This window comes from Aeromicrobium tamlense, assembly GCF_013408555.1.
GTDB classification, from domain to species: Bacteria; Actinomycetota; Actinomycetes; order Propionibacteriales; family Nocardioidaceae; genus Aeromicrobium; species Aeromicrobium tamlense.
Window position 1 is genome coordinate 2,037,085 of sequence record NZ_JACBZN010000001.1, and the last position, 12,549, is coordinate 2,049,633.

Here is a 12,549-nt window from a genome sequence, read left to right on the forward strand (position 1 = left end):
CGGCCCGACTGGGCGTGGGCCACCTCACATGACGGGCGTGAGGTCGGGCTCCGGCCCGAAGCGGAACCGGCGTCCGCTGATCTCGCCGACGTCGATGACGACGAGGTGGTACTTGAGCGTGGGCACCCACGAGTGCAGGTCGGCCAGGTCGAGCTCCTCGGCCTCCTCCTGCGTCTCGATCCGGCGCGCCGTGCCCTTCAGCACGACGCTCGTGGCGCCGTCGGCCGAGACCTCGTCGACCTCGAAGGCGACGTGGCTGTCCAGCAGGACGCCCATGAGCTTGGTGCCCTCGGCCGTGCGGAAGGCGATCCGGCGGCCGACGAGTGCGTAGTTGACGGGGAAGATCTCCGGCTGGCCCAGGACCGTCAGCGCCAGCCGCCCGAAGGTGTGGTCGGCGACGAAGTCCCACGGCTCGTTCCCGGTCATCTCGGTGATCGCAGAGGTGTCCATGTCTCATTGTCACCCCGGAAGCGGTCCACGGGGAGGACCCGCCGCTCCCGTACTAGGCTGCCCGCCATGACCAGTGAATCGCTCGTTCCGGGCCACCTGCTCACCGCCATCGACCACGTCGGCATCGCCGTCCCCGACCTCGACGACGCCATCGAGTTCTACTCGCGCGTGTTCGGCCTCGAGTCGATCCACGAGGAGGTCAACGAGGCGCAGGGCGTGCGCGAGGCGATGCTCGCCGTCGGCGACTCCGGCTCGTGCATCCAGCTGCTCGCCCCCCTGAGCGAGGAGTCCACGATCGCCAAGTACCTGGACCGCAACGGACCGGGCGTGCAGCAGTTGGCGTACCGTGTGACCGACATCGACGCGGTCTCCAACACCCTGCGCGACCGCGGCGTGCGCCTCCTGTACGACACCCCCAAGCGGGGCACGTCCGACAGTCGCGTCAACTTCGTGCACCCGAAGGACGCCGGGGGCGTGCTCGTCGAGCTTGTCGAGCCTGCGGCCGCGCACTGATTCCGGCTCGCGGCCCAAGTTCCCCGCCAGTAACATCACCGCAGACCCCCTGCACCACCGACGCGAAGGACCCTCAGTGCAGCACATCCTCGACGCCATCATGTCCGGCGACCGCACCGCAGAGACGTACCAGAACCTCGAGCTCCCCGAGACCTACCGGGGCATCACCGTCCACAAGGACGAGCAGAACATGTTCGAGGGCGTGGCCACCCGGGACAAGGATCCCCGCAAGAGCCTGCACCTCGACGACGTCCCCCTGCCCGAGCTGGCTCCGGGCGAGGCCCTCGTCGCCGTGATGGCCAGCGCGATCAACTACAACACGGTGTGGACCTCGATCTTCGAGCCCGTCTCGACGTTCGGCTTCCTCGAGCGCTACGGCCGCCTCTCGGAGTACACGAAGCGCCACGACCTGCCGTACCACGTGGTCGGCTCCGACCTCGCCGGCGTCGTGCTGCGCACGGGCCCGGGCGTCAACGCCTGGAAGCCCGGCCAGGAGGTCGTCGCGCACTGCCTGTCGGTCGAGCTCGAGAGCCCCGACGGCCACGACGACACGATGATGGACCCGCAGCAGCGGATCTGGGGCTTCGAGACCAACTTCGGCGGCCTCGCCGAGCTGGCGATCGTCAAGTCCAACCAGCTGATGCCCAAGCCCGCCCACCTGTCGTGGGAGGAGGCCGCCTCGCCGGGCCTGGTGAACTCCACCGCCTACCGCCAGCTGGTCAGCAAGAACGGCGCCAACATGAAGCAGGGCGACGTCGTCCTGATCTGGGGCGCCTCGGGTGGCCTGGGCTCCTACGCCACGCAGATGGCCCTGAACGGCGGCGCCATCCCCGTGTGCGTCGTGTCCAGCCCCGACAAGGCCGAGATCGTGCGCTCCCTCGGCGCCGAGCACATCATCGACCGCTCGGCCGAGGGCTACAAGTTCTGGAAGGACGAGCACAACCAGGACCCGAAGGAGTGGCAGCGCTTCGGCAAGAAGATCCGCGAGCTCACCGGCGGCGAGGACCCGGACATCGTGTTCGAGCACCCGGGTCGCGAGACCTTCGGCGCCAGCGTCTACGTCACCCGCAAGGGCGGAACGATCATCACCTGCGCGTCGACCTCGGGCTACATGCACCAGTACGACAACCGCTACCTGTGGATGAACCTCAAGAACATCAAGAGCTCGCACTTCGCGAACTACCGCGAGGCCTTCGAGGCCAACCGCCTCATCGACAAGGGCCTCATCCACCCGACCGTGTCCAAGGTCTACAAGCTCGAGGACACCGGCCAGGCGGCGCTCGACGTCCATCACAACAAGCACCAGGGCAAGGTCGGCGTCCTGACGCTGGCGCCCGAGGAGGGCCTGGGCGTGACGGACGAGGCCAAGCGCGCCAAGTACATCGACGAGATCAACCGCTTCCGCGGCATCTGATCCCGATGAGGTCGCGAGTCCGCGGGCTGGATGCCGCCCGCGGACTCGCGCTCGTCGGCATGGTGGTCGCCCACCTCGACACCCGGATCGACTTCGATCCGGGTGTCGCTGCGTCCTGGCGCCATGTGGGCGACGGGCGCGCTGCCGTGCTGTTCGTCGTGGTGGCCGGGTTCGCGCTCGCGCTGACCACCGGCGGCACGCGTCCCCACGAGGGCGAGCGGATGGCCGACGACCGGCTGGCGATCTTCGTGCGCGCGGCCGTGCTGGCCGCGCTCGGCGCCGCCCTGACCGCCCTCGGCACGCCCGTGGCGGTCATCCTGGCCTCGTACGCCGTGTACTTCGTCGTGGCGCTGCCCTTCCTGCGGGCGCCGGTCCCCGTGCTGCTGGGCGCCGGCACCGTGCTCGCCGTGGGCGGGCCGGTCATCATCGCGTGGCTCGTCGAACGGGTGCCCGAGCTGGCGGAGAGTCCCGTGGGCGACCTCTTCGTCGCGATGCCCTACCCCGCGATCCAGTGGACCGGGTTCCTGCTCGTGGGCCTCGCGCTGGGGCGCCTGCAGCCCTCCGACACCACGCTGTATGCGATCGCCGCCGTCGGGCTCGGCGTGGGGATCATCCTGCACCAGCTCATGCTCGACGTCCTCCAGCGCCTGATGAGCGAGCCGGGTGCGCGCGACGGCCTGGTGCTGAACCTGCTGAGGTCCGACCACCGCTCGCAGAACCCGATCGAGGCCGCCTCGGTGCTGGCGATCAGCGTGGCCGTCCTGGCCCTGCTCCTCGCGCTCACGCCCCAGCTGAACGGGCTGCTGTACCCGCTGGAGTCCGCCGGCAGGATGGCGCTGACGCTCTACGTCGGGCACATCGTGGCCTACTGGATCGCGATCGAGACCGATCCGGTGCTCGAGGCAGGATCGGGCGCCCTGGCGGGGTGGACGCTGGTCGTCGCGCTCGTGCTGGCGAGCCTGTGGTTCCTGCGGTTCTCCCGCGGTCCGCTCGAGTGGGCGCTGCACCGGATCGTGCAGGCCACCCTCGGGCCGCGGCACGGCGTCAGCGCGGCTGGTCCTTGAACACCGCGGTGGTGCGGTCGGCGTAGGCCGACGAGTCGGCGCGCTCCATCGGGCCGTCCCACTCCCCCGGCAGGGGCAGGTCGGCCTGCGGGTTGAGGCGAGCGACGATCTCGTCCAGCACGCGCTCGGTGTCCCCCACCCACAGGTGCTTGGCGCCGTCGACCGCGATCACCTCGGCCTGCGGCACCGCGGCGAACCGCTCCCGCGCCTCGGCGGGCTGGAGGTAGTCGTCGAACTCGGGCACGAGGGCGATCAGCGGCCGGCCGTCGGCGGCCCAGGCCGCCAGGTGCTCGGGCGCGCTGAAGCGCAACGGCGGCGACAGCAGGATCGCCCCGGCGACGTCGGGCTCCAGCCCGTACATGAGGGTCAGGTCGGTGCCGAAGGACCAGCCCACGATCCACACGTTCGGCAGCTCGGAGAACTCGGCGTACTCGATCGCGGCGGCCACGTCGAACCGCTCCCCCTGCGCCCGGTCGAACTCGCCCTCGCTGCGGCCGCGCACGCTCTCGGTGCCGCGGGTGTTGAACCGCAGGACGGCGATGTCGGCGAGTGCGGGCAGGCGGTAGGAGGCCTTGCGGAAGACGTGGCTGTCCATCATGCCGCCGTGCGTGGGCAGCGGGTGCAGGCAGATCATCGTCGCGACCGGGTCGCGGTCCTGCGGCAGCGCCAGCTCGCCCACCAGGGTCAGTCCGTCGGCGGTCGTGAGCTCGATGTCCTCGCGCCGGGCGGGCAGCACCGACGATCCCGTGATCTTCACACGTCCATCCTGCCCGAGGAGGCACGACGCCTCGCGCCGGGCGGGATCAGGACTGGCGCTGCCAGCAGTGCTGGTGCCAGTGCCGGCGCTCGTTGATGCCGTCGGTCTCCAGCAGGCTCGGGACGTCGGGCCACACGACGAAGTGCGGGGTCGCCGGCGGGATCAGCTGGTCGCAGCCGGGGCACCGGTAGGGGTACGACGAGGTGGTGCCGGTGATGAACCGCTGCCAGAAGTCGCCGGAGCGCCGACGGACCAGCTCCTCGGGCCGCGCGGGAGGCTCGCGCCGGGCGGCACGGGCGGCGGCTGCCTTGCGACGCGACATGGCCCCGATCGTACCGATCGGGGCCATGTGCGAGGGGCGTGCGGTGCGGCTCAGTAGGTGTGGAAGCCAGCCTTGGTCTTGCGGCCCAGGCGGCCCTCGGCGACGACCTTCTCCAGCGACGGGGCCGGCTGCCAGCCCTCGTGGCCGAACGTCTCGACGAGGGTCTGCTGGATCGCCAGCGAGACGTCGTTGCCGACCACGTCGAGCAGCTCGAACGGGCCCATCGGCAGCTTGGTCTCCTTCATCGCGGCGTCGATCTGCTCCATCGAGGCGGCGCCGGACTCCTGCAGACGGATCGCGTCGTTGAGGTAGGGGAACAGCAGCGCGTTGACGATGAAGCCGGCGCGGTCACCGCACGAGACCGGGTGCTTGGCGGTGGCCAGGCACAGGGCGCGCACGGTCTCGTCGACGTCGGGGTCGGTGACCTCGGTGGTGACGACCTCGACCAGCTTCATGACCGGGGCGGGGTTGAAGAAGTGCATGCCGATGACGTCGGCCGGACGGCTCGTGGCGTCGGCGCAGGCGCGGATCGACAGCGACGACGTGGTGGTCGCCAGGATCGCACCGGGCTTGCAGATGCGGTCGAGGTCGCGGAACAGCTCGAGCTTGATGTCGAGGTCCTCGGCGATGGCCTCGACGACGAGGTCGACGTCGGCCAGGGCCTCGCGCTCGGTGGCGCCGGTGAGGCGGGCGAGCACGGCGTCCTTGCCGGCCTCGTCGAGCTTGCCGCGCGCGACGGCGCGGTCGAGGTTCTTGGTGACGTACGCGACGACGCCGTCCAGCTTCTCCTGCGAGCGACCGACGTAGACGACGTCGTAGCCGGCCTGGGCGAAGACCTGGGCGATGCCCGACGCCATGGTGCCGGTGCCGACGACGCCGACCGTGGCGACGGGGCGCTTGACCTCGGGGACGGGGGTGCCGTCGGCGCCCTCGCCGGAGAAGGAGGAGCCGGAGTCGGCGATCTCGACCAGCGCGGGGGCCGGGCGGTGCAGCGGGTCGCCGGTCTGGGCGAACTGCTCGGCCAGGCCGTCGACGACCGTCTTCGCGCCGAGCGCGTCGATCAGCGCCAGCGGGCCGATCGGGTAGCCGCAGCCGAAGCGCATGCCCGCATCGATGTCGGCCGCGGTCGCGTAACCGTCGCCGTACATCGTGGCCGCGTGGTTGAGGTACGGGTAGAGCAGCGTGCGCGCGATGCGTCCGCCCTCGTCGTCGGCGGTGATGCGATCGACGATCTCTGCCATCAGAATCTCCTTCGAGGCTTGGCCCGCCGGTACTGCTTCCCGCCGAGCGTTCGTGAAAGGGTAGCGTGACAGCACCTCTGTCTCGATGGGAGTCCCATGTCCTCACGTCTCGCCGCCACCGCCCTCGCGACCGTCCTGCTGGCCGGTTTCGCCGGGTGCGCGAAGGACGAGCCCGCGACGCCGTCCGACCCGACCTCGCAGACGCCCAGCGCCACCGTCGCCACGGACGATCCCCGCGCCGCGCTCGTGGGCTCGTGGCGCGCCGACGAGGCGGACTGGACCGTGCACTTCGCGGCCGACGGCTCGTTCACCGAGGACTTCGAGGGCAACGTGGACTTCCGCCGCGGTGCGTACCGCGTCGAGGACGGCATCGTCTACCTCGACGGGGACGACGGCGAGACCACCGAGGGCGAGCTCTCCGGCGAGACCATCAACTTCAAGCTCGGGATGCTCGAGCGCCTGTGAGGATCGTCGTCGCCCGCTGCCAGGTCGACTACGCCGGCCGGCTGACCGCGCACCTGCCGCTCGCGCTGCGGGTCATCATGGTGAAGTCCGACGGCTCCGTGCTCGTGCACGCCGACGGCGGGTCCTACAAGCCGCTCAACTGGATGAGCCCTCCGTGCACGCTGCGCGAGGGCGTCGCCGAGGACGGCGTCGTCGAGTGGACCGTCACGGCCAAGAAGACCGACGACACGCTGCGCATCCGGCTCGAGGAGGTCATCCACGACTCCGAGCACGAGCTGGGGGTCGACCCCGGCCTGCAGAAGGACGGCGTGGAGAAGCACCTGCAGGAGCTGCTCGCGGAGCACACCTCGGCCCTCGAGGACGGCATGTCCCTCGTGCGGCGCGAATACATGACCGCCATCGGCCCGGTCGACCTGCTGTGCCGCGACGCGGCCGGCGGCTCGGTCGCCGTGGAGATCAAGCGCCGGGGCGAGATCGACGGCGTCGAGCAGCTCACGCGCTACCTCGAGCTGATGAACCGCGACCCGAAGCTGCGTCCCGTGCGCGGCATCTTCGCCGCCCAGGAGATCAAGCCCCAGGCGCGCACCCTCGCCAAGGACCGCGGCATCGACTGCGTCGTCGTCGACTACGACGACCTCCGCGGCCTCGACGACCCGAGCCTGCGCCTCTTCTGACCTCCGGTCAGCCAGATCTGTAGCGGTATCCACCCTTTCCCGGCCGACCTGGCCGGAAAACGGTGGCTGCCGCTACACATCTCGCGCGGCGGAGCCGCGGGTCAGCGGGAGCAGACGCGCAGGTCGGCCCAGACGGCGCGGTGGTCGGCGCCGGAGATGTCCTCGGTGCCCGAGTCCTGCACGCTGAGGCCGCGCACGAGCACGTGGTCGATGTCGGCGAACGGCGGGTAGAGGCGGTCCATCGGCCACGTGGCGGTGGGCCACAGCCCCGCGGTGTCATACATGCCGCGCTTCGCGTCGCGGAAGGCGGCGTGCGCCGAGGACGCGTTGAAGTCGCCCGCCATCACGAGCGGGCGGCCGCGGTTGGCGCGCTGCCACTGCCCCAGCTCCAGCAGGCCGCCACGCCAGTCCTCGAGCCACTGGCTCACCGGCGGCATCGGGTGCACGGCGCGCACCAGCACGGCCGTGCCGTCGACGTCGACGGACATCGCCGGCTGCTGGAAGGTGGCGGCCTCGCCGGCCGGCACGTCGACGCGCGTGGCCGGGTACCGCGAGAGGATCACCGAGCCGTCGGTGTCGCGCGCCTCGGGCGTCTGGCCGCTGCGGTGCGTGAAGCGCTTGCCGTCCTCGGTGGCGGAGATCGCCGCGATCATCGGCTCGGTGACCTCGTTGAGGATCAGCACGTCGACGTCGTGGCTCTTCACGGCCGCCACGATCTCGTCGACGTCGGCCTCGGCGTAGTACGCGTTGAGGGTCATCACCGACAGCCGCGCCTGGCCCGCGTCGCAGTCCGGACGGTTGCTGACGTTGAGGATCGTCACGAGCGCCACCGCGATCACGACGGCGTTGGCGCCGCACGCGAGCCAGGCCCGCGCGAGCACGCTCAGGACGATGCCCGCGACGGCCAGCACGATCCAGAGCCGCCCGAGCGCCTGGACCGCGGGCAGCCACGACGGCTCCACACGGTCCAGCCACGGCGTCGCCGCCAGTGCCAGCAGCACCACGGCGACGAGCGTCAACAGCGCCCGGACGACCCTCACGGCGTCAGGCGCCCGCGATCGGCGGAGCGGTGGGGTCGGAGTCCTCGCCGGTCTCCTCGCGCGCGATCCAGTCCTCGATGCGCTCGTAGTCGTCCTTCGAGCGCGTGACCACCGCGAGCAGGTCGCTCATCTTGGCGACCTCCTCGACCTGCTCCTTGATGAACCACTGCATGAACTGGTCGGAGGCGAAGTCGTTGTCCTCGCGGGCGAGTCGCGTGAGCTCGTTGATCTGCGCGGTGACGCGCTTCTCCTGGTCGAGCGCGACCTGGACGGGCTCGACCACGTCGGCGAAGTCCATGCGCGGGGCGGGCAGGCCCGGGATGACGACCTGCTGGTCCTGGTCGAGCAGATACTGCACCATCATCATGGCGTGGTCGCGCTCCTCGAGCGCCTGGGCGTAGAACAGGGCGGCCATCTGCGGCATCGTGAGCGCGTCGTAGTACGTCGCGATCCCCACGTACTGCTGGTGTGCGCTGAACTCGTGGCCGATCTGCTCCTGCAGGGCCTTCACGAACTGCTGGGACGCCATGTGCTCCTCCTTCGGCGAGGACAGCCTCACCTCGCGATGTACCGTGGTTGTCGTGCCGAAGCCGCCGAAGAAGAAGTGCTGCGTGAGCAAGCCGCGCTGCAAGCGCTGCCCGATCCGCATGATGGCCGACGGCACGCTCCCCGACGGCTACACCGTCAAGAAGCGCAAGCTGGTCAAGGTCAAGAAGGACAAGAAGAAGGACAAGAAGTCCTCGAAGTCCTCCAAGACCAAGGCCAAGCCGCTGGCCGCCTGATCACTTCGACCGCTTCGATCACGGCGAGCCTATTGGTCGGCGCGCGCCGACGCCACGAAGGACAGGCGAGCCTTCGCCCACCTGTCCCTCGCGCGGACCATTCCCAGAATCAGACGGGGAGGTCGTTGGCCTTGCGGATCTCGTCGACGACGCGGCCCATGATGTCGGTCATGCCGAAGTCCTTCGGCGTGAACACCGCGGCGATGCCGGCCGCCTCGAGCTTGCGGCCGTCGGAGTCGGGGATGATGCCGCCGACGATGATCGGCACGTTCGTCAGGCCGGCGTCGGCCAGGCCCTTCTGCACGTCGGGCACCAGCTCCATGTGCGAGCCGGACAGGATCGACAGGCCGACCACGTGGACGTCCTCGGCCACGGCGGCGGCCACGATCTGCTCGGGCGTCAGGCGGATGCCCTGGTAGATGACCTCGAAGCCGGCGTCGCGCGCCCGCACGGCCACCTGCTCGGCGCCGTTGGAGTGCCCGTCGAGGCCGGGCTTGCCGACGAGGAAGCGCAGGCGGCCTCCCAGCTCCTCACCGGTCTGGCGCACCTTCTCGCGCACGGCGGTCAGCTCGGATCCTGCCTCGGCCACGCCACTCACCCCTGCCACGCCCGTGGGCGCCCGGTACTCGCCGAAGACCTCGCGCAGCGCCGCGGACCACTCGCCCACCGTGGCGCCAGCGCGCACGGCGTCGAGGGTGGCGGCCATGAGGTTCTGGTCGGTCTTGGCCTGCTGCTGGACGACCTCGAGCGCAGCGTCGACGGCGGCCTGGTCGCGCTGGCTGCGCCACTGCTGCACGTCGGCGATCGCGTTGGCCTCGGCCTGCGGGTCGGCGACCATGATCGCGGTGTCGAGGTCGGCGGTCAGCGGCGACGGCTCGGTCTCGACGAAGCTGTTGAGTCCCACGACCTTCATCTCGCCGGACTCGATGCGCGCGCGACGCTCGGCGTGCGACGTGACCAGCTCCTGCTTCATGTAGCCCGAGACGACCGCGGCAACGGCGCCGCCCATCGCCTGGACACGGTCCATCTCGGCCTTCGCGCCCTCGACGAGCTCGTCGACCTTCGCCTCGATGACGTGCGAGCCGTCGAAGATGTCGCCGTACTCGAGCAGGTCGGACTCGTAGGCCAGCACCTGCTGGAGCCGCAGCGACCACTGCTGGTCCCACGGACGCGGCAGGCCGAGTGCCTCGTTCCAGGCGGGCAGCTGCACCGCGCGGGCGCGGGCGTTCTTGCTGAGCGTGACGCCCAGCATCTCCAGCACGATGCGCTGGACGTTGTTCTCGGGCTGCGCCTCGGTGAGGCCGAGCGAGTTGACCTGCACGCCGTAGCGGAAGCGACGCATCTTCGGGTCCTTGACGCCGTAGCGGTCGCGGGTGATCTCCTCCCACAGACGGCCGAAGGCGCGCATCTTGCACATCTCCTCGACGAAGCGCACGCCGGCGTTCACGAAGAAGGAGATGCGACCCACGACCTGCTCGAACTGGTCGTCGGGCACCTGGCCGGAGTCCTTGACCGCGTCGAGGACGGCGATGGCCGTGCTCATCGCGAAGGCGAGCTCCTGCACGGGCGTCGCGCCCGCCTCCTGCAGGTGGTAGCTGCAGATGTTGAGCGGGTTCCACTTCGGGATGTTCGCGACGGTGTACGCGATCATGTCGGTGGTCAGCCGCAGCGAGGCCTCGGGCGGGAACACGTAGGTGCCCCGGGAGAGGTACTCCTTGATGATGTCGTTCTGGGTCGTGCCGGCGAGGGCCGAGGGATCGACGCCCTGCTCCTCGGCGGCCACCTGGTACATCGCCAGCAGCCACATGGCCGTCGCGTTGATGGTCATCGAGGTGTTCATCTCCGACAGCGGGATGTCCTCGAAGAGGCGGCGCATGGCGCCCAGGTGCGGGATCGGCACGCCGACCTTGCCGACCTCACCACGCGACAGCACGTGGTCGGGGTCGTAGCCCGTCTGCGTCGGCAGGTCGAAGGCGACCGAGAGGCCGGTCTGACCCTTCGCCAGGTTGCGCCGGTAGAGGGCGTTGGACTCGGCTGCGGAGCTGTGGCCGGCGTAGGTTCGCATCACCCACGGGCGATCAGGCTGCACTGACATGCGGCAAGGGTACCGCTGCCCTGCGGCGCTCGACGGCGGGTCCACCCCGCCGTCACGCTCGGTTGCGATCAGGCGCCGGTGCGGTCGCCGCCGGGAACCCAGAGCACGTCGCCGCGCTCACGGTTCGCGTAGCGACCGAGGATGAACAGCAGGTCGCTGAGGCGGTTGAGGTACTTCGCGACGAGCGGGTTGACCGTGTCGCCGTGCTCCTCGATGGCACGCCAGGCTGCGCGCTCGGCACGGCGGGTGACGGTGCGGGCCACGTGCAGCTGCGCGGCGGCCATCGTGCCGCCGGGGAGGATGAACGAGTCGAGCTTCGGCGTCGCCTCGTTGAAGCGGTCGCACCACTGCTCGAGGCGCTCCACGTAGTCGGGCTCCACCCGCAGCGGCGGGTACTCGGGCTCATCGACGATCGGGTTTCCGACGTCGGACCCGAGGTCGAACAGGTCGTTCTGGATGTGCGTCAGCACGGCGGTGACGTCGGCGTCCAGCTCGCCGGTGGCCAGTGCCACGCCGATCTGGCTGTTCGCCTCGTCGACGTCGGCGTAGACGACCAAGCGCACGTCGTTCTTCGACGTGCGCGAGAAGTCGACGAGATTGGTGGTCCCGTCGTCTCCGGTCCTGGTGTAGATCCTCGTCAGGTGAACCATGCGTTCACCCTAGAGGTTGAGGTCAGAGGACCTCGCATCACATCCAGTCGATGCGGTTGATCTTGATGGGCGCCGAGGAGTCGTCCGCCTGGGCGGGCGAGGCGACGGTGCCCGCGGCGACGGCGAGGGCGAGGAGCGCTGCAGCGATGATCTTCTTCATGATCACAAGTGTGAAGGGTGGCGAGGTCACGAGCAACCGAAATGGCGGAGTTGCCTCGTATCGAAGATCACAGGACGTTGTTCACGCCACGTCCGGGCGGCGATGACTCCAGCCACGACAGCAACCCGGTTAGCGAGTTCGGGCTCAGCGCGAACTGCTCGATGCCGGCAGCGTTCTCGGTGCGCACGACGATGTGGCCGTCGTGCAGGGCGTACGCCTCGGCGCCCTCGGGGTCGCGGCGCCCCTCGATGAGGACGCCGCCGCGCTCGAACCGGTGGCGCGGGCGCGGGGAGAAGGAGAAGGTGCGATACCAGTCGATGGCGTCGTCACGATAGACCGCGACGCCGAGCACCCAGCCGGAGGCGGAGTGCTCGGCGCCACGATTCACGCTCAGCTCGAAGGTCACGCCCTGCCGGGCGATCCACCGACGACGTGCGATGAGCCCGACGAGGAAGAGCAGGCCCAGCACGACGATGATCGCGAGGGAGTCGACCAGCCACAACCACAGCGGCATCGATCAACCCCTCGCGATCACCATCAGGACGCCTTGCCGATGAGGCGGAGCTTCGCCTCGGCGCGGCGGACGGCCAGCTCGTCGTCGGACGAGCGAGCCTTCTCCAGGTCAGCGGTGGTGGCCGCCTCGTCGACCTCGTCGGCGAGGAACGTGTCCTCGGACAGGATCGACACGCGGTCGGCCGCCACGGAGATGAACCCCTCGCTGACGGCGGCGCGCAGGACCTCGCCGCCCTCCACGGGGTGGATCTCGACGACGCCGGGCACCAGCAGGGACAGCAGCGGCGCGTGGCCGGTGAGCACGCCGATGTCGCCCTCGGCGGTACGGGCGATGACCTCACGGGCCTCGCCCGACCACACGACGCGGTCGGCGGCGACGAGCTCGATCTGCAGTGTCATGTCAGCGGAC

The 12,549-nt window shown here is 70.0% G+C and carries 17 protein-coding genes; 6 read left to right on the forward strand and 11 right to left on the reverse strand.

Annotation, left to right across the window (positions count from 1 at the left end):
* Nucleotides 1-24 precede the first annotated feature (24 nt).
* Nucleotides 25-450 (reverse strand): pyridoxamine 5'-phosphate oxidase family protein, encoded by a 426-nt coding sequence (locus BJ975_RS10090; RefSeq protein ID WP_179425494.1) that lies wholly within the window; start codon nucleotides 448-450, stop codon nucleotides 25-27.
* Nucleotides 451-516: 66 nt separating this feature from the next.
* On the opposite strand from BJ975_RS10090, the gene mce reads away from it, so the two are divergent.
* The 3 genes from mce (at nucleotide 517) to BJ975_RS10105 (ending at nucleotide 3,441) form a co-directional block, all read left to right on the forward strand.
* Complete coding sequence (gene mce / locus BJ975_RS10095; RefSeq protein ID WP_179425496.1) at nucleotides 517-963, forward strand: methylmalonyl-CoA epimerase; 447 nt, start codon at nucleotides 517-519, stop codon at nucleotides 961-963.
* A 76-nt stretch (nucleotides 964-1,039) separates the two neighbouring features.
* Nucleotides 1,040-2,377 (forward strand): crotonyl-CoA carboxylase/reductase, encoded by a 1,338-nt coding sequence (gene ccrA, locus BJ975_RS10100; RefSeq protein ID WP_179425498.1) that lies wholly within the window; start codon nucleotides 1,040-1,042, stop codon nucleotides 2,375-2,377.
* A gap of 5 nt (nucleotides 2,378-2,382) precedes the next feature.
* A complete protein-coding gene (locus BJ975_RS10105) occupies nucleotides 2,383-3,441 on the forward strand; it encodes a heparan-alpha-glucosaminide N-acetyltransferase domain-containing protein (RefSeq protein WP_179425500.1) in 1,059 nt (352 codons plus the stop codon).
* On the opposite strand, the gene BJ975_RS10110 is transcribed toward BJ975_RS10105, so the two are convergent.
* The 3 genes from BJ975_RS10110 to BJ975_RS10120 are packed head-to-tail and all read right to left on the reverse strand — an operon-like array spanning nucleotide 3,422 to nucleotide 5,761.
* Nucleotides 3,422-4,198, reverse strand: coding sequence for an alpha/beta hydrolase (locus BJ975_RS10110; RefSeq protein ID WP_179425502.1), 777 nt, complete (start codon nucleotides 4,196-4,198; stop codon nucleotides 3,422-3,424). The genes BJ975_RS10105 and BJ975_RS10110 overlap by 20 nt on opposite strands.
* A 46-nt stretch (nucleotides 4,199-4,244) precedes the next feature.
* A complete protein-coding gene (locus tag BJ975_RS10115) occupies nucleotides 4,245-4,520 on the reverse strand; it encodes a hypothetical protein (protein ID WP_179425504.1) in 276 nt (91 codons plus the stop codon).
* A gap of 50 nt (nucleotides 4,521-4,570) precedes the next feature.
* The gene (locus BJ975_RS10120) at nucleotides 4,571-5,761 is read right to left on the reverse strand and encodes a 3-hydroxyacyl-CoA dehydrogenase NAD-binding domain-containing protein (RefSeq protein WP_179425506.1); all 1,191 of its coding nucleotides are present in this window, start codon (nucleotides 5,759-5,761) and stop codon (nucleotides 4,571-4,573) included.
* Between the two features lie 96 nt (nucleotides 5,762-5,857).
* On the opposite strand from BJ975_RS10120, the gene BJ975_RS10125 reads away from it, so the two are divergent.
* Both BJ975_RS10125 and nucS read left to right on the forward strand, forming a co-directional pair.
* Nucleotides 5,858-6,226, forward strand: a complete 369-nt coding sequence (locus BJ975_RS10125) for a hypothetical protein (RefSeq protein ID WP_179425508.1) — start codon at nucleotides 5,858-5,860, stop codon at nucleotides 6,224-6,226.
* A complete protein-coding gene (gene nucS, locus BJ975_RS10130; RefSeq protein WP_179425510.1) occupies nucleotides 6,223-6,900 on the forward strand; it encodes an endonuclease NucS in 678 nt (225 codons plus the stop codon). The genes BJ975_RS10125 and nucS overlap by 4 nt, the downstream gene beginning before the upstream one ends.
* 101 nt (nucleotides 6,901-7,001) lie before the next feature.
* Here the strand turns inward: nucS and BJ975_RS10135 are convergent, their stop codons facing one another.
* Nucleotides 7,002-7,940 carry an endonuclease/exonuclease/phosphatase family protein gene (locus tag BJ975_RS10135; RefSeq protein ID WP_179425512.1) on the reverse strand — a complete coding sequence of 313 codons (939 nt, stop codon included), beginning with the start codon at nucleotides 7,938-7,940 and terminating at the stop codon, nucleotides 7,002-7,004.
* Nucleotides 7,941-7,944: 4 nt separating this feature from the next.
* Nucleotides 7,945-8,469: a ferritin gene (locus BJ975_RS10140; RefSeq protein ID WP_179425514.1), complete on the reverse strand. Its 525-nt coding sequence runs from the start codon at nucleotides 8,467-8,469 to the stop codon at nucleotides 7,945-7,947.
* A gap of 52 nt (nucleotides 8,470-8,521) precedes the next feature.
* Between BJ975_RS10140 and BJ975_RS10145 the strand changes: the two genes are divergently transcribed.
* Nucleotides 8,522-8,722: a hypothetical protein gene (locus BJ975_RS10145; protein ID WP_179425515.1), complete on the forward strand. Its 201-nt coding sequence runs from the start codon at nucleotides 8,522-8,524 to the stop codon at nucleotides 8,720-8,722.
* Between the two features lie 109 nt (nucleotides 8,723-8,831).
* Here BJ975_RS10145 and BJ975_RS10150 read toward each other — a convergent pair whose 3' ends face one another.
* The 5 genes from BJ975_RS10150 to BJ975_RS10165 all read right to left on the reverse strand — a co-directional run bounded on the left by BJ975_RS10150 (nucleotide 8,832) and on the right by BJ975_RS10165 (nucleotide 12,539).
* A complete protein-coding gene (locus BJ975_RS10150) occupies nucleotides 8,832-10,817 on the reverse strand; it encodes a protein meaA (RefSeq protein WP_179425517.1) in 1,986 nt (661 codons plus the stop codon).
* A 68-nt stretch (nucleotides 10,818-10,885) separates the two neighbouring features.
* Nucleotides 10,886-11,467 carry a cob(I)yrinic acid a,c-diamide adenosyltransferase gene (locus tag BJ975_RS10155; RefSeq protein WP_179425527.1) on the reverse strand — a complete coding sequence of 194 codons (582 nt, stop codon included), beginning with the start codon at nucleotides 11,465-11,467 and terminating at the stop codon, nucleotides 10,886-10,888.
* A 37-nt stretch (nucleotides 11,468-11,504) separates the two neighbouring features.
* Nucleotides 11,505-11,627, reverse strand: a complete 123-nt coding sequence (locus BJ975_RS16970; protein WP_263280671.1) for a hypothetical protein — start codon at nucleotides 11,625-11,627, stop codon at nucleotides 11,505-11,507.
* A 67-nt stretch (nucleotides 11,628-11,694) separates the two neighbouring features.
* A complete protein-coding gene (locus BJ975_RS10160; protein WP_179425529.1) occupies nucleotides 11,695-12,141 on the reverse strand; it encodes a DUF2550 domain-containing protein in 447 nt (148 codons plus the stop codon).
* A gap of 23 nt (nucleotides 12,142-12,164) precedes the next feature.
* A complete protein-coding gene (locus BJ975_RS10165) occupies nucleotides 12,165-12,539 on the reverse strand; it encodes a F0F1 ATP synthase subunit epsilon (RefSeq protein ID WP_179425531.1) in 375 nt (124 codons plus the stop codon).
* Nucleotides 12,540-12,549: the final 10 nt, after the last annotated feature.